The organism is Sorangiineae bacterium MSr11367 (assembly GCA_037157805.1).
GTDB lineage: Bacteria > Myxococcota_A > Polyangia > Polyangiales > Polyangiaceae > Pendulispora > Pendulispora rubella.
This window is the reverse complement of record CP089983.1, coordinates 12,516,726-12,533,315: the sequence shown is the minus strand read 5'-3', so window position 1 is coordinate 12,533,315 and position 16,590 is coordinate 12,516,726. Positions and strand designations below refer to the sequence as shown.

At 63.2% G+C, this 16,590-nt stretch carries 12 protein-coding genes; 6 read left to right on the top strand and 6 right to left on the bottom strand.

What is annotated here, in order from left to right:
* Nucleotides 1-110 precede the first annotated feature (110 nt).
* Nucleotides 111-2,186 (top strand): tetratricopeptide repeat protein, encoded by a 2,076-nt coding sequence (locus LVJ94_48765; GenBank protein WXB04776.1) that lies wholly within the window; start codon nucleotides 111-113, stop codon nucleotides 2,184-2,186.
* A gap of 207 nt (nucleotides 2,187-2,393) precedes the next feature.
* Here the strand turns inward: LVJ94_48765 and LVJ94_48760 are convergent, their stop codons facing one another.
* From LVJ94_48760 to LVJ94_48740, 5 genes are all read right to left on the bottom strand, one after another.
* Nucleotides 2,394-3,374: a hypothetical protein gene (locus tag LVJ94_48760; GenBank protein WXB04775.1), complete on the bottom strand. Its 981-nt coding sequence runs from the start codon at nucleotides 3,372-3,374 to the stop codon at nucleotides 2,394-2,396.
* A gap of 313 nt (nucleotides 3,375-3,687) precedes the next feature.
* Nucleotides 3,688-5,199: a group II intron reverse transcriptase/maturase gene (gene ltrA, locus LVJ94_48755; protein ID WXB04774.1), complete on the bottom strand. Its 1,512-nt coding sequence runs from the start codon at nucleotides 5,197-5,199 to the stop codon at nucleotides 3,688-3,690.
* Between the two features lie 553 nt (nucleotides 5,200-5,752).
* Nucleotides 5,753-7,249, bottom strand: coding sequence for a hypothetical protein (locus LVJ94_48750; GenBank protein WXB04773.1), 1,497 nt, complete (start codon nucleotides 7,247-7,249; stop codon nucleotides 5,753-5,755).
* A gap of 64 nt (nucleotides 7,250-7,313) precedes the next feature.
* Nucleotides 7,314-7,838 carry an Ig-like domain-containing protein gene (locus tag LVJ94_48745; protein ID WXB04772.1) on the bottom strand — a complete coding sequence of 175 codons (525 nt, stop codon included), beginning with the start codon at nucleotides 7,836-7,838 and terminating at the stop codon, nucleotides 7,314-7,316.
* Nucleotides 7,839-7,851: 13 nt separating this feature from the next.
* Nucleotides 7,852-9,414 carry a M28 family peptidase gene (locus LVJ94_48740; protein WXB04771.1) on the bottom strand — a complete coding sequence of 521 codons (1,563 nt, stop codon included), beginning with the start codon at nucleotides 9,412-9,414 and terminating at the stop codon, nucleotides 7,852-7,854.
* A 211-nt stretch (nucleotides 9,415-9,625) separates the two neighbouring features.
* Between LVJ94_48740 and LVJ94_48735 the strand changes: the two genes are divergently transcribed.
* The 5 genes from LVJ94_48735 (at nucleotide 9,626) to LVJ94_48715 (ending at nucleotide 14,335) form a co-directional block, all read left to right on the top strand.
* A complete protein-coding gene (locus LVJ94_48735; protein WXB04770.1) occupies nucleotides 9,626-10,054 on the top strand; it encodes a nuclear transport factor 2 family protein in 429 nt (142 codons plus the stop codon).
* 597 nt (nucleotides 10,055-10,651) lie between these two features.
* Nucleotides 10,652-11,098 (top strand): cupin domain-containing protein, encoded by a 447-nt coding sequence (locus LVJ94_48730; GenBank protein WXB04769.1) that lies wholly within the window; start codon nucleotides 10,652-10,654, stop codon nucleotides 11,096-11,098.
* A gap of 7 nt (nucleotides 11,099-11,105) precedes the next feature.
* Nucleotides 11,106-12,044 carry an NADP-dependent oxidoreductase gene (locus tag LVJ94_48725; GenBank protein ID WXB04768.1) on the top strand — a complete coding sequence of 313 codons (939 nt, stop codon included), beginning with the start codon at nucleotides 11,106-11,108 and terminating at the stop codon, nucleotides 12,042-12,044.
* A gap of 72 nt (nucleotides 12,045-12,116) precedes the next feature.
* The gene (locus LVJ94_48720; protein ID WXB04767.1) at nucleotides 12,117-13,013 is read left to right on the top strand and encodes an MBL fold metallo-hydrolase; all 897 of its coding nucleotides are present in this window, start codon (nucleotides 12,117-12,119) and stop codon (nucleotides 13,011-13,013) included.
* Between the two features lie 425 nt (nucleotides 13,014-13,438).
* The gene (locus LVJ94_48715; GenBank protein ID WXB04766.1) at nucleotides 13,439-14,335 is read left to right on the top strand and encodes an alpha/beta hydrolase; all 897 of its coding nucleotides are present in this window, start codon (nucleotides 13,439-13,441) and stop codon (nucleotides 14,333-14,335) included.
* A 9-nt stretch (nucleotides 14,336-14,344) separates the two neighbouring features.
* Here LVJ94_48715 and LVJ94_48710 read toward each other — a convergent pair whose 3' ends face one another.
* Entirely contained in the window at nucleotides 14,345-16,573 is a 2,229-nt protein-coding gene (locus LVJ94_48710) for a hypothetical protein (GenBank protein WXB04765.1), read from the bottom strand.
* Between the last annotated feature and the right edge of the window lie 17 nt (nucleotides 16,574-16,590).

The window sequence follows — 16,590 nt, the reverse complement described above, 5'->3', positions numbered from 1 at the left end:
GCAGCTTCACGGTGTACGACCTCCTGCCGGTGTGATGGAGGTTTCGCAGGTGACGCGGCACCCGGAACAGTTCCCGGGTGCCGCGTCCTTGTCGAAGGATGGAGGACGGCATGCGGCATCTATGGATCATCGGCGCTTCGCCGGCGGAGCGGCGGGCCTCGGCCGAGGTCGATTTCTCGGTCAGTTGTCACCGTCGGCTGCGCGGGCCGTTTACCGGCGCCGGGAGCCTGCTCTCCGAACTGGTGCCGCGCATCCATTCGCGCTGGCCCGAGCTCGTGCACGAGCACCGTTTCGCCATCCTGATCGTCGCGCCGGAGTTGGTCGAGTTCACCGGCGAGGTCCCGAAAACGCTGCACATGGCGGCGTCCATCGAGGAACGCACCCGATACCAAACCGGGCTGGCACGCAGGGCCGCGCATAGCGTCGTCGAGCTGCTCGTCGCGTACGCGCGGCAACGCGGGGAAGGTGCCCTGCGGCTCGCCTTCGATGCCGCTCATGCCGCGGACGCAACGGATCAGGAGTTCCTCGCGATCCTGCTACGCAGGGCCGACCCTGCCCTTTTGCAAGTCCACGTCGGCACGAAGGAGCAGCCGCTTCCCGAGGCACTGGCCGAGGCGTTGGCCAAGTACTCGACCTCGGTGACCGTGCAGCCGTCGGCGGCGACACCGGCCGAGTCGTCGCCGCGTTCGCACGACGCGCTGCTGCGTGCATACATCGAGGGCCATGGCACCAGCGACGATCCCGAGGAGCTGGCCGCGTGGTCGCGGGCGGCCCCTCGCCATCGTGCCGAGTTGCACGACGCCGCGGCGGACGCGCTGAGTCGTCGCGGTGACCTCGGTGACCGGCTCGGAGCCATTCCGTTCCATCGAGAACACGGCAGCGATCCGGCCGGCGCCGGGGTGCGGGCCTTGGAGTTCGCCGCGCAGTACTGTGCGGGTCAGGGCTTCACCGTGGCGGCGGTCGATCTTGCGCGGCGGGGCCTTGCGCGGCTCACGCCGGATCGTCCGCGGGAGTACTGCTTGTTCAATGCGATCCTCTCGCTGAGTCTGCGCGGGACCGATCCGAAGGAAGCGGAGCGAATTCTCAACGAGCTGCGCGGCGCGTATGCGCAGCCAGAGGTGCACCGGTCCACCAGCTATTCGATTGCCATGCTGCACGCAGTGTTCCACGCGGAGAAGAACCTCCCGCTCGCTAAGGCGTACACGCAAAACGCGCTCGCATTCGCCGGCCTGGTCGAGGACGCTCGGGAGCGGTCTTTCCGGACGTCGTTCCTCCGCAACGCACTCGCCCTGATCGAGATGCGGCTCGGCAACCCGGCCGAGGCGCTGCGGCTGGTGACATCGGCCATCGAGCTTCTCGTCGAGGAGCTGCCCGAAGACGCCTACCGGCAGCACCATTCCGTGCTGCATCACAATCGGGCCAAAGTGTATCAGCTGCTCGGAATGTTCGATGCTGCCGCGCGCGACTTCGATGACGCGATTGCACTCGATCCGTACTTTCCCGAGTTCCGTTACGACCGGGGCAACTTGGCCCGACTGCGCGGCGATGACGCCGCCGCCGTCGGCGACTACGAGGCGGCGATGGCGCTCAGCGCACCGATCTTGGAGGCCTACTACAGCCGAGGGGACGTCCGCGCGGCCACCGGCGATGTCGATGGCGCGATTGCGGACTTCGGGTACGTGCTCGACCTGGAGCCCGATCACCGCGACGCGCGGATCAACCGGGCCGCGCTGCTTTTCGAAGCGGGGGATCTCGATCGTGCCGCGGAGGATGTCGGGCATGGCCTCGCGGCCGATCCGCGCAACGCTCACCTGTTGTGCACCCGAGGCCAGATCGCCATGGAACGCGAGGAGCACGATTTGGCCAGGACAAGCTTCGCCGAGGCGCTCACCATGGCCCCCGAGCTGTCCGCCGCGTTGGTCAATAGCGCGGTGCTCGACTACACGGAGAACGACTTCGACGCCGCCGTGGCAAAGTTGACGAAGGCCTTGGACCTGACGGGCGACGATCCGGATCTGCGCTACAACCGAGGTGTCGCGAATCAGGCCGCAGGCCGATTCGACGCCGCGATCGAGGACTTCGAAGCGGCACTGAAGCTGCCAGAAGCCGACGAGGCCCAGCTGCGCACCCAGATAGACCTTTGCCGGATCGGATCGAAGCGCGCACCGGCGGCGACGGCGCGATGAGTGGGCCGGATTCGCGCATGCCGAGTATGCGCCCCGATGCGTGGATCGGGACCAAGGAATTCGGGAACTTTTTCGGCAAGAGACCATCCATCGAAGCCAATGCCTTCTTTGAAGCTGCCTCCCATTTTTGGATTTTTGTCGCTGGGGCTGATCGCATGTCTCGGATCGCGGGGGGCAGCGCGAACCTCGCTCTCCAAGCCGTGGGTGTCACCCTTGCCATCCGCGGCCGAGGAGCACGACGCCAAGCCTGAGGCGCGTGGCCGCGATGCCCCGCTCGTCGGCTGCGAACCCGATGTATTGGAAGCCGCGCGAGCCAAACTCGGCGACATCGACGCCGCGATATGGCACACGAAGGAAGCGATCCCCCGGATCGATTCGCTCGCGGCCTTGAGTGCCTTGTGGAACCACCCATGCCTCGCGCACTTCGCGCGGTTCTTTCGTCCACCGCCACCCGAAACGACGTTCGAGAGTCTCCGAGACGCGTGGATCAACGGTCTCGGGGAAACGCTGCATGAGTTCATCGGTGAGGTCCCGACGCGGGATGGACTGCGCGTCTTCCCAGTACCGCCCGAACCGCGGCCGATCATCGCGGACGATGCGCGGATCGAGCTCGCCCCCTGGATCTGCGCCAAGAGCGCGCCCGCATGCGATCGAGCGAAGAGCTACGTCATGAGGGCCGAAGACGCGTTCGATCACTTCGACGATCGCGGGCCCTTGCATCACGACACGCCACGCTTCGAGGCGTGCTCCGAGCCGAAGCCGACCGAGTTCACCGAGTGGGCAGCGTGCACTGCGCACCACGCCGCGAGGACGAACCGCTATCCGCATATCGCCCTGCGCGGTCCCGAACGCGGGTGGCTCGTGCTCCGCGGACGGCGCGGTCATTATCACTTCACCGACGAGGTGCGGGCCTACGATCTCACGACCGGCGCCGCCTATGTCGCGACCAGCGCCAGCTCGTTGATGCTCGTCGAAGGCGGCAATGTCGACTTCGCGCGCACCGATGCGGCGCGAGAGCCCACGGCCTTCACCGGCGCGGTAAGTGTCGATCTGCTGCGTGAGCTCGCGTTCGTGCTGGTCACGGCGAAGGCGCCGCAGCCGATACGAACGGCGCTCTCGGTCGTCCCCATTCCCGAGAATCTCCCATTCGACATTCCGGCCGACGGGACGGGCTTCGGCTTCGGCCACAGCGTGTGGATGAGCAGCGCGCAGACGATTCTCGCGTACGAAATTGTAGACGCCGGACGGCAGGTCGCATCGGGCAGCTTTCGATGGCCCGACTCGTACCTCGCCGCGGAGGACCACGCGGACCATCTCCTGCGTGCCCTCGAGGCCGGGCTGGTTCGAGGCCGTGCGCCGGCAAAGCTTCCACCCAGCCTCACAGGCGGTGTTCCAGGCGGTGTGTCGCACCTGGACGGTCCCGGTAGGGACGGCCCTTTCGGGCCGCCCCCCGGACAGAGCCCCGCGAGCGGATTTCCCGCACGAGGCTCCCACCTTCGGTCTACGGGCCAGCGAAACGTCGATCGGGCCAGGGGTGCACGATGCGGGGTGTCGGAAGTGGGTAGAGCGTTTCGAATCGCTTCGTCTTCTCGACGGTCCATCGAGCTCGCTGACTGCGTCGCTGCAACTGGCGCTGCCAGGCGTGTTCGACATTTCGCCGGAAAGACGCGAGCGCTCGAAGATTCGTTGGGACGCCGTAATAGTTGATGTGTCCACGAATCACCGCGCAGAGCCACCGATGTTGAGCCTTCGGCGGATCGTGCATTCGCTGTCGCATTTCCTCACGCAGTCGAGAAAGCTTCGCTGCGCGTTTCTTCCGAGAGGTGCGGCGTAACAGCTGGAATGTACCGTCTCGGCGTGTACCCGAGATGTGTGTAAACCCAAGGAAGTCAAACGTTGCGGGCCGCGTGCGACCGTCGCGTTTGCAGTCCTTGAGAGCGTACCGTCCAAACCGAATCACCCGGGTTTTATCCGGGTGAAGCTCCAGGCCAAACTTCGCGAGACGCTCGGCCATCGCCGTTCGCATCGCTCGTACGTCCTGTTCGTATTGAAAGCCCATCACTTGGTCGTCGGCGTATCGCACGACGTAGACTTCTCCTCGCGCGTGACGCTTTCGCCATTGTTGGACCCACAGGTCGAGCACGTAGTGGAGATAGATATTCGACAGCAAGGGGCAGATTCCGCCCCCTTGTGGCGCTCCTTCCTCCACTACGCGCAGCTCGCCTCCCTCCATGACGCCTGCGTGCAGCCACTTCATCACCAGCCGCACCATGCGTCGATCCGCAATCTTATGCTCGAGAAACTTCTGCATCCACCCGTGATCGATGGTGTCGTAAAACGCACGGATGTCCGCGTCGAGCACCCAACCCACCTTCCTATAAATCGCCGCCGCAAGAGCATCCAGGGCACGGTGTTGCGATCGGCCAGGCCGAAAGCCGTACGAAAACCCGAGAAACTCTTGTTCATAGATGGGCTCCAGGATCATCCGCGCCGCTTGCTGGACGATCTTGTCCTCCAGCGAGGGGATCCCGAGCGGACGCGTGCGACCATCGCCTTTCGGGATGTGCACCCGCCGCACCGGTTGCGGATGATAGCTGCCGCGATGAATACGGTCCTGAAGGTCGTGCAGCCGTACGTCCAACTTCTCGCCGTACTTTTGCCAAGTAATCCCATCGACGCCGGGTGCCACGTTTTTCTTGAGGCGGTTGTAGGCTTCCTCGAGAAGCGGCACCTTGATGTGGCTTAAAAGGTTGGTGAATCGTTCCCCTTTCTTTTCTTTCGCTCGCTGTCCGATCCGCTCCAGGGACGTGAGCGCGCCTGCCCGGTCCTGGGTCCGGGGCGCGTTTCGCGAAGCGAATTTTCCGTTGGTCGCGCACCTTCCCTCCATCGACTCCTCAGGCGTTACCCGCGAGTTCGTCGACTTCTTGCAGGTCGGTACTATGTGCGCGTCCGACTCCTCGAAGGACTGCTGCGGATTGCGGCATTCGCCTTCCCGCCCGTGCCCGTCGCTCACCACTGGCGATGGGCCCCTTCGAGGTCTCCCGGTTTCCGTGCATGAAGCGTGTATGAGCGTGCCGAATTCTTTGACCCCGGAGGGAGCTCGGAGTCCAGGTCCACTTTGTTCGGACTCCTGCCATGGCCATCCGCTCGATCCGACTGCGTTGGCTCCCTCGAACATTGTCGTTGCGAGGCTCGATCACCCGGCTCGTTCACTCGCCCTCCTACGCTTCGCCTCGCGGATCGCCCCACGCTGCGCAAGGATTGGGTTTCCCGAGGGTGGACTCCTCTCGGGGTAGGACTTGATCGACTTGGGATTTTCTCTTCATCTATCTCACCTACTTCTTCATGCCGGCTTTCACCGGCGCACCGGATCCTGACAGGCAGAATGGCGTGGATGCCGATCTCGATCGAGCGTTGTTGCGCCTACGAAACAACACGCAGAACGGCCGCATCGCCCCGTCGCCGACGAGATAAAGCGTCATTGGCTCGCGTTCGTCGGTGGGGCGGTCCTCCCACGGGCTGCCGGCGAACCGACGCGCACCCGCCCCTCGACGGCGTGAGGAAGTCTACGGCATGGACGCTCTCGGAGCGCGTCGGGTGACCGCGCCGGGCATGGGCGGCTCGAGGGCGTCCGAAGCCGCGAAGGGCGAGCCGGACCAGGCGTCGGCCGAGAGCGGTGCGCTGGATCCGGTCCACGCGGTCAAGCGATTGGCCGCGAGCTGCCGGTCCGCGGCGTTGAGCGCGAAAATCCCCGCTCGATGGCCAGTGACCGGACCATCATTGGCCCATTTGACGTGCGCGTCTTCGACGCCGGGATACCGCACCCAGGTGGCGCTGAAGGGATCGGTCCCGCCATAGACGAAGAACATCCTCGTGCCCTCGCTCTTCATCCAATGGATCGCCTGGCGCGTAGTCGTCGGATCGTAAACGGGATTCGAACCCGGCGGCACGAATTCACACCAACTGTACTCGCCGGGGTATCGTAGAAGATCGCGAAGGGGCTCCTCGTCGACGGAATAGTGACCCAATTCGCTGCAAAGTTGATAGGCATAGGGCTTGATGTCGTAAGCGGCGATGGCCTCGTCGCTATGCGCATAGGTGAGCCCTATTTCGTCGACGTATTTCCAGAGCTCGTCGTCCGAGATCGAAGAATCAGGAAACGTCGGGCAATCGACCGCGGGGTTGTCGGCGATGTAGATCTCGTATGCCCAGTTCTTGATCGAGTATTCGATGGCGCGCTGAATCGAAATTTGATTGTAGGTATAACGCGGATGGACCGCCATCCGCTGGCCAATCATGTCGCGGCGCTTCAAGACCTCGCGAAACCAGGCCGTGGTGCGCTGGTGGCAAGCAGGAAAGCGTTGACCGACCGCGCGCAGCCATTCCGGGAATCGATTCGTCGTGAGCTCGGTCTGGACGTTGGCGGCCACCATCGGCACCGTGGCGATCACGTCGTCCGGATAGTATGCACGGTAGTGAATCGACGTCTGTCCGCCCTTGCTGCGGCCGGTGGAGATCCACTTCCCGGTGTAGATCCGCTTCAAGACCGTGGTCAGATGATGGTAGTCGTCGGCGGATTGCTTCTGCGTGAGGTAGCGATAATCGGTCGGCACCGGCAGCGATTCTCCGAAATAGCGATATTCGACCGAAATTTGGTTACCAGTGACAATCGGCGTGACTTCGCTCGCTCTGTCGCCCCAATTGAGTCCGTATCCCCCCGAATACAGCACCATGGGGGTCATGTTCGAGCGGTGCCAAAGGAAGAAACGCTGCTCGAAGGTCGGTCCACCGGAGTTCTCGTGGTCCACCAGCTGTCGGATCTTGACGAGAAACTTGCGTGTCCCTTCGACATAACCGGGTTTGGTCGGATCTTGGGTGAGCTCCTGGACCAACGTAATCTCGGGCTGGGCCTCCAGTTGTTCGATGATATCGCACTCCGCGATGGCGGCGCCGAGAGAAGCTTTTTGCGAGCCCGACTCCGAGACGGTGGAATCGGCGCTGCTGCAGCCCACGGTGGTCAACAGGGAAAGGATGGCGAGTGAGTAAGACGTCGCATTTCGCATGTTGGCGCCGCCACAGCGCACGGAACGTGCCAGGTGCTGCGATTCGCATCGCACGGCTGGCGGCTCAGGCTCGGGGATCATCCGTCAACACTTCGTTGACGATGACCGGTCGAGCGTTCCGCGCTCGCGCGCGGCTCCGGCGGCTGGAGTCTGCAGGACGAGCCTCATGGTAGCATCCTTTGCGGTCTGCAACCGACACCGCCAACGGGTTGGAGCGGACACGGTCACCGCCAATCGTGGCCCGTGCGATGATCACGGCCGGCCCCTCGCGGAGCCCCGTCACCACACTGTGGCTATCGACGGTGGCGACGGAGGGGTCCGAGCTGGTGTAGGTCACGCTCACGGGAGCGCTGGAGAGCTTGTCGGCGTTCAGGGCGAGATCGTCACCGCGGAGCGTGACTTCCGAGGCAGGCATATTGGCCGTGCTGACGCGCTGGTTGAATCCCTTGTCGTAACGGTTCGCGCCGAAGGCGATGTCATCGCCGCCGTTGAACGTGAACAACGGCGCGGTGCTGGTCGCGGGAGGCGCGTCCGTGGCGAGTTTCGGTGACTTGATGCCGCGGGAGGTGTGGGCAGAGCCCGGACGCATGGATTTCATTGCGCTACGGTGAAGGGCGGTTCTCCCCGGCCGGAAACCCTATGATGCGCTGCTCCCAATCGTGCCATTGGTCGAAGGCCTTCATCTGGTCCACCAACTTGGTTTGGACGAGGAGCGCATCGACTTCGGCGCGATTCTGTTGCTTGGGCAATGTATCGTTCGTATTGGCCAGCCACCAGATGGTGGCGGCGGCGAGGGCGGCGTTGCGCTTGGCTTCCTTCGCGTTTACCCGGTCGACGACGTCGGACTGGGCGTGGTAATCGGGCAGATAGGGCGCAGGATCCTGCATCGCCACGAGATTGGGCACGCCGCTGAGCAGGAATGCCCAATTGTCGGTCCCGTCGAGGGCGTCGGCCGGGTGCGCGTCGGCGGCGATCTCCGGGAAGATCGACAGCGCTTTGGTCACCGGGCCGCGGAGCTCCTCCCTCCCATTCAAGAAAAAGCCCGTCGTGTGGCCCGAGCCGATATCGAAGACGAGGGCGGCGGTGTGGTTCGGCATCTCGGCCCGGTGGCGTTCGACATAGCCCGTCGAACCCCTCATGCCTTGCTCTTCGCCCATGAACAGCGCGAAGCGGACGGTGCGCCGTGGCTTGAGCCCGAGCTGATGGAAGGCGCGCGCGACATCGAGCACCAACGCGGAGTTGATGCCATTGTCCTCGGCGCCGGTGCCGAGCCCCCAACTATCGAGGTGCGCGCCGAGCAGCACGACCTCGTCGGGCTTCTCCGAACCGCGGACTTCCCCGATCACATTTTGCGATTCGTAGCTCGGACCGACGCGGTTGATCACTTTGACGCGCAATCGAACTTGCGAGCGTCCCGCCAGCCGTCCGAGGCGCTCCGCGTGCTCGCGTGCAATCATCACCGACGTCAGCGCGAGGGGTGTGCGGCCGATGCTCAACGGGTGTTCGTACAAAAGACCGCGCGGCCGCGTCGACTGAAGGACCAAACCGGCGACGCGAGCCTTTGTGGCCTCGGCAACGATCCCGGGCGAGCGCATGTACTCGGCGAAGAGCTCTTCGAAGGTTTTCGTCTCGTCGGTGTGAATCAGTACGAACGCGCCTTTTGCGCGCGCGCCGAGCTTCGCGAAATCCTCCGCCGTCCCGTGCCCGGCGTCCAGCAACGGGGCCTCCACCGCCGCCGGCATCGACGCCGTCCCCGGCGACGCGACGGTCGGAATCGCGAACGACTCGGGCGCCGTCGCCGTGGCCTCCGCTCGATCGGGCAACCAGAGGAACGGCATGCGGAAGCTTTCCGTGCGCACCTCGTCGACACCGATGGTGCGAAGCTTTTCGGCCGCCCATTTCACTGCGCGCGCGGCCGCCGGGCTCCCCGTGACGCGCCCACCGATGCCGTCGCATAGCTCGCTCAGATCCGCCATCATCGGCGTCTCGCCCTCGAAATGCCGCTTCAAGACGACGCGGGGATCGTTTTCATCGACGGGGGGAGCCGCGGGCTTCGCGTCCGCTTTGGCGTTGGCCGCCAAGCTCTCGGTCGGCACCGTCTTCGGCGGTGTGGTGGACGCGCAGGCGGCGAGCGCCAGGACGGCGAAAATGGCAAGGGTGCGCACGGAACCTTTGTAGTGGCGATGCGCTCGAAGAACAGCGATCGCGTTGCTCAAATCGTCTCGAAATGCACGAGGGCGTGCACGCGCTCGCTGGGCCGGCGTGTCCGCATCGCCATTCCGACTACTCGATAGAGCCTACTCATTCCGTGCGCGACGCGCGTCGACCTCGAAAGCAGCCATCGACGACAGACAGCGTTCAACGCGTGCAGTACGCATGCAATGGCGCGTCGTCGCAATCGTTCCGGCTGACGGAGAAGCGCTGGCGCACCGCCGCTGCGCCGAGCAGTTCGACGCGGCGCAGCGGCAGGACATGGAGTCCTTTCGCGACCGCGATCGCGAAGGCTTCCGCGCGGTTCACCATCCCGACGCGATTGCAGTGTATGCCGGCGGAACGGTGCACCAGGGCATCGATCAAATCATGGCCGATGCCGAGGCAACATTCGCCATTCCGGATTATACGTGGGAATGGACGGAAATGGCGCGCGAAGTCGCGGGCTGCAGCACCGGAAGCATCGTCTACGACACGTATTTCAAGGCACCGTCCATCGGCGCCAACTCCCACCTGCGCATCAGCGTGACGTACACGCGCGAGCATGGCAAGTGGCTCGGTCTCATCGATCAAACCACGCGCCTGGCGAAGTAGTCCCTATGCTCGATCTCGACGACGCGTGGCGTTCTATGCATCATCTCTGCCGGATTTGAACGTTCAAAAAACGGACGTCTTGACGGAAGTAAAATTTCCCACTTCGCCCGTTTTCAGACGCGTGCGACAAAGCGGCCTCACTTGGCTCTGTATGGGTGCAAGAAGGAGGTTGTCCATGTCGAAAGGTGTATTGGTCGTTCTAGCGGTTCTTTTGACGATTTCGGGATGCGGCGTATACGGGTCGAAATCACACTTCATGCAAGAAGGATTGCCGAAGGCGGCATTCGACATGCAGTGCCCGAAGGAACAGCTCGAGGTCACCGAACTCTCAGCGGGATCCATGGGCGTGCGCGGGTGCCAGAAACAGGCACGGTACGAAATCGTCAGTGGCGCAGGGTGGGTGCTCAATTCTGACGAGAGTAGGCAGCAGAAATAGCTTCCCGCGTCGATAGCGGTGCGGCGTCTTGTCGGATCGATCGGCCTCTGCAGGAAGGGCCGTGAGCACGGCTCGTGGTACAAAGAAATAATCCGTTCTTGGTACTTTTCTTTGGCCTAAGCCATATCCATCTCTCGTGTGCAAAAGGAGACACGACGAAGATGAGCTTCAGATCCTTCACGGCGGGCGCCTGCGTGGCTTTCGCATCCATCGCGGCAGCTGGCTGTGCAACCATGCCCCCACGTGCCGAGCCTGCCGTGGCTCGTAGTTCGGGTGAGACCGTCACCACCAACTTCGACCGCGTCATCCCGAACATCCCCGGGAAGTCGCTGATCGCCGTCGAGGTCACGTACGCGCCCGGCGGCACGTCCGCACCGCACCATCACGCGAATTCTTCCTTCATCTATGCCTACGTCGTATCGGGTACCATCCGCAGCCAAGTCGAGGGCGAGCCGGCCCGCGAATTCCACGCCGGAGAGAGTTGGTACGAGCAACCGGGGGCGCATCATCTCGAAGGGCGAAACATGAGCACCACCGAGCCGGCGAAGCTCCTCGCAGTCTTCATCGTCGATACCAACGACAAAGAGCTGACCACCCCGGACAAATAGGAACGCCATGACCACGATGCGAGCCATTCGAGCCCATACGCAAGGTGGGCCGGAAACATTGGTGTTCGAGTACGCCCCCGTACCCGTGGTCGGGCCGCGGGATGCACTCGTCCGCGTGCACGCCGCGGCCATCACCCCCACGGAGTTTCTCTGGCCGGAGACCTGGGCGCACCCTGATGGAACGAGCCGCCTGCCGATCATTCCATCGCACGAGGTGTGCGGCGTCGTGGCGGAGCTCGGCGCGGATACATCCGGATTGGCCATCGGCGACGAGGTCTTCGGACTCACCGCCTTCGACCGTGACGGTGCGGCCGCCGAATACGTGACGGTGGCCGCAGATGCCTTGGCGCGCAAACCGAAGCGACTCGACGTCGCGCAGACAGCCGCCTTACCGCTGTCCGCACTCACCGCATGGCAAGCGCTGCACGAGCACGGCCGCATTCGCAGCGGACAGCATGTGCTGGTGCTCGGCGGGGCCGGTGGGGTCGGCTCCTTCGGCGTCCAGCTCGCGGTGGCTGCCGGCGCCCGGGTGAGTGCAACCTGTTCGGGGAAAGATCGGGACTTCGTTCGGCAGCTGGGGGCCACCACGGTGCTGGACTATGCCTCGGAGCCGGTCGAGCGGCACCTCTCGGATGTGGATCTCGTCCTCGACACCGTTGGACCTCAGGTTGCGCGAGCCGCGATGGCGAGCATGCGCCCCGGCGGTGCGTTCGTGTCCGTGGCGGTGGCCGAGCCGGATCGCGAGGCGGCTCGTCCCGACATCCGCCTGGAATGGTTCATCGTGAAACAAGATCGCGCGGGGCTCACGTCGCTCGCGGAGCTGGCCGATCGCGGTGCGCTCTCCTCGAACGTGGCCGGCATCTACCCCCTTGCCGATGCGCGCTTGGCCTACGAGCAGGGCCTTCGCGGCGGGAATCGAGGCAAGATCGTGCTACAGGTAGTGTAGCGCGCCGGCCCTAGCCCCGCCAAAGTTCCGCACCTATCCTGATCGACAGCGGGCGACCGGGAGGATGTCGGAATGCTTCGGAACGTAATCGGAAAGATCGGCGCGGTCGAAGTGTGTCGGGTGCTGGACAGCACCTTGGTCGGCGAAACGATGCAGCATTGGTTTCCCGACTTCGATCGCGAACTGGTCCGTCCGCACGAGCATTGGCTGTGTCCCACGCACTATGATCCCGAGAGCGGTCATTTCCGGATGCCCGTGCACAGCTGGGTGTTCAAGATGCACGGCAAGACCTTCCTGATCGATACCTGCAACGGCAATCACAAGCAGAGGCCGGGCACGGGTCTTGCTGAGTTTCATATGCTCGACACGAAGTATCTCCAACGACTTGCCGATGTCGGCGTGCGTCCGGATGATGTTGATTTCGTGCTGTGTACCCACCTCCATGTCGACCACGTCGGATGGAATACCATGCTCGAAAATGGTCGGTGGGTCCCGACCTTCCGCAATGCACGCTACATCATGTCGGCAACGGAGTATGAGGCTGCAAAGGCGGAGGCGGTGGATTCGACCAAGCCCGTCTTTCTTCGCCATGTATTCGAGGATTCGATTCACCCCATCGTGGAAGCTGGATTGTCGGACCTTGTCGAAGACAATCACGAGGTGATGCCGGGCCTGCGCCTACGGCCGGCGCCGGGGCACTCGCCGGGACATGTCCGTATCGAACTAAGGTCCACCGACCAAATTGGCGTATTCAGTGGCGACCTGCTCCATTCCCCAGTCCAGGTCCCGTTGTGGCAGTGGAGCAGCGTGGTGTGCTGGGATCGTGCGCTGTCTACGAAAAGCCGGCGGGAATTGCTCGATTTCTGTGCGGCCGAAAATGCCATTCTGCTCGGCGGCCATTTCGAGAACCCGCATGTCGGCAGAATACGTTCCGTTCAGGACAGCTTTCGTATCGATTTCGGATTCTGACCGGGCGCCGAGTTTTGATTTGGGGATGCTCGTCCCGCAAAGCAAGAGGGATATCCAAAAGCACACACAATCCATTGTCTGTCGCCAAATGACGAACGATACGGACAATTTCCGCCAGTGCGTGCGACGAGCATTTTTCCGTCATTCGATACGGCCAAATCGAGCCAGCATAGTCCTCTGCTCCGGACCAAAGCTCTATGAGACTCTCCCCTGGGGTTCTCTCGAGAACGGGAACCGTCGACTGGCCCCCTTTTCGACCAATTCATGAATCGCCATCCGGAAGTCGAAATTGCACTCCGCTTGAGCAATGACATCGTCAACTCGTCGAGCACAATCTGGATCTTGCGCTGCGAAGCCGCGAAATGCGGGCTCGACGATGCAATGCGCCCTTGCCGGACCTGGGCCGCGCATCTACCTCGCTATCCATGGCGATTGTCGCGCACGGCGTCCGACTCGTTGGACGATCCCTCGTTGTTCTATCGGCAGCATTCCTGGCGACCGCGTGCGCGCACGGGCCATCGCCTGCGCCCAAGGCCGAACCCGAGAAGATGGGAAAAGAGGAAGACCGGCTCGGGCCTGGGCAGCACACGGCGATGGTCGACGGGATGCCGATTGTCTACCACGTCCATGGCCAAGGTCCGGTCGTGCTCGCCCATTCGGGCGGACCCGGATGTGGCTGGAGCTATTTGCGAATGCCCGAGGTCGAGCAGTTCGCCACGATCGTTTACATCGAACCGATCGGGACGGGCGCATCCGGCCGGCTCGCCGATCCGGCGCAATACAGTCGCCAACTCGACACGGCCAATGTCGAAGGCTTGCGGGCACACTTGGGAATCCAGAAGATTACGCTGCTGGGACACTCGTACGGAGGTTTCGTCGCGTTGACGTATGCCCTCACGTATCCCGATCACGTGCGCGCGCTCATTCTTTACGACACGGCGCCCATGAGCGGACCGGAACGCCAGAAGGACGTTGTCGCGAACATGGAGTGGTCCCGAAACGAACCGTGGTTTGCCGATGCCAAATCGGCATTCGACGACGAAGACAGGGCCCAATCGGACGAGGAACAGACCAGGATCTTCGCCCGTGCGGTTCCGTTTTATATCGCGAATTGGTCGAAGCGCCGTCACGAGCTGGAAGGTAAGCTTCCGAGCATCCAAATCTTCGTTGAAAGGTCACACCGGCAGAAAGCCGGCGTCCCGCAGGTCGAGGTTCCGAGCCAGCGCCTGGTCGTCCTGCCGAACATCGGGCACCTCGCCCACCTCGAAGCGCCGCAGGAGCATGCGCGCATCATCAAGGATTTTCTCACGCAACTGGAGTGAGGTGCGAACCTACCCTTTGCACCCGCCCGCGGGCGTTTGTGGTTGCGGTTGCGGGGCGGAGTCCTCCGTCGTCCTCGTCCTCACCGGTGCGAATTCGCAAGGACCTACGGTGCCGGTTGGCGAAACCGAATAGCAGAGGGCGCCGCCTGGTGTCGGCGTCACCGAGCCACCTGGCTTCACGTCGACGGTGATTTTGTCCCCCTCGGCCGTTGCGGTCACCGAATATCCGTTGGCGGAAGGTGCAACGTCGATGACCACGTGATCCGCGCTGCCCGTCTGGGTCACCGTATACCGCGCCCTGTCCGTGGTGGCGGTGGTCGCCTGGTCCGCCGCGAAGAGCAAAACCTGGTTTCGCGAGCCCTGCACATGGACACCGACGACATTGCCGGCGCTCACGTTTCCATCGCTCGCCGATAGCCTCACTTGCTCCGGAACGGCGCTCGAGGCCGAAACGACGGTGAGCCACTCCTGATCGCCGGCAAGGTTCGAATGTTCCTCGAGCCGCGTAACGCCGCCCGGCAAGCTTACCGACTGCAAGCTCGCGTCTCGAGGGAGCAGCATGCGGATGCTTCCAGTAATGCCGCCATCTTTGGAAATGTCGAAGCGTTTGGCCATGGCCACACCGGAGGACGGCACCTCCGCGGGCGCGCTCAGGGTGTGAAAGGCCATCCACTGATCCGGGCTACCGGTCACGCTGGTTCGGTCGAAGACGACGAACGTGGAGGGACGGAAGAAGACGAGATCACGCGTGAATGCGCGAAGAAGGGGCGACCGATACATCTGCTCGATTTGCGCTCCCCGCACCCGTACGAAGCCACCCCAGTCCTCGTAGCGCTCGACGTGGGTCTGCGCCTTGTCCGGGGACGCACTCGACTGCCCCGGGTTGTACGGATTGCTCGGATCGGACACGAAGAATGTGTTGTAAAGTGCACGCGATTTTTTGCCCCAACTGTCGTCGTAGACGAAGTTTTCGCCGGCGGTGCCCGCGACGCGAGGAATCCATCCCGTGGCATTCACCAGAACCGGTGTACCGCCGTTGACGACGCTGAGGCTCCCTTGATTGAACATCTGCTCTCCGGAGTCCGGGGCATTGATGTAGGTGCCGCTCGAGAATGCTGCCCACGCGGCATCGCTCTTCCACGATGAACGCATGGCGACTTGGCCGGGGCCTGGCGCGAGGTACGACAATTCCTTGTCCTGATAGGACTTCGCGACGAGTGCAGGGTCCCAATAAAGGAACTTCTCCCACGGCGCTCGATTGTCGGTAACCGCGATGACGTCCGCCGCGAACGCGCGCGCGGTGGCCGCCGACGGATGACCGAGCTCGCCAAGCGCGGTCGCGAGTGCGCTCGCAAGCGACGCCGACGGTGCGGGGTTCGTGCCCGACCGCACCGTGCCCTGATCATCGATTTGATCGAGCGACGGCCAGGTGAAGTACATCCCGTAGTTGGCCTGATCGTGCGCGAGTGGCACATCGAGCATCCAGTCGAGATTCTTCGCCGTCTTCGCCGCCCAGAGGGCGTTGACCATCCCGAGCACCGCGCGCGGTCCGTAGATCCACCCTTCCGGCCAGCCTCCTCCGGCCATCGACCGCACGAACGCGGGCTTGACCAGACTTTCCCACATTTGGCTTACCTCTGCGAAGTAAGTCTCGGCCTTGGGATTGTCTCCTTCGGTGCCCAGCGACGTCGCCAACTTGGTGAGGAAATAGCCGGCGAAGTAATTTCCAATCGGCTGGTTACGAGTGAGCCCAGCGACGTCGTACCAGTCGATCCATACATTCAGCGACGTGATGACGTTCGAACGCGTCGTCTCCGAGAGCGACGGATGGAGCCAATCGTAGCCGATCGCCATTCCGACACCGAAATTGCGTATCCCATAGCCCGAGTCGGTCGATGGTAATTGTCCTCCCAAATCGACAGGGGTCGACATTGCATCGAGCAGGCGTCCGCCTGCGCTCCCATAGGCCTGCTCCGCGGCGACGTCGCTACCGGCGACGACCCGATAGCAGAGACCGAGCGACATGATCGGTGGAAGGTACTCCTCGCCCTGGTACCCTGGTCCGATATTTGGAAAGTTGGGGTATGCGGTGGCGCCCGGTAGATCGATGGATCCCGCAGCGTATCCATCGCATTTTCGTTTGAGCTGCATCCATGCAGGGTCGTTGGCGGCCGCGCGCGCTTTCAGGCGAGCCACCAACGTAGGGGTGAGAAAGAGCCTCGCGGCGGGGCGCGCCACGAGTGCTGCATTGACGT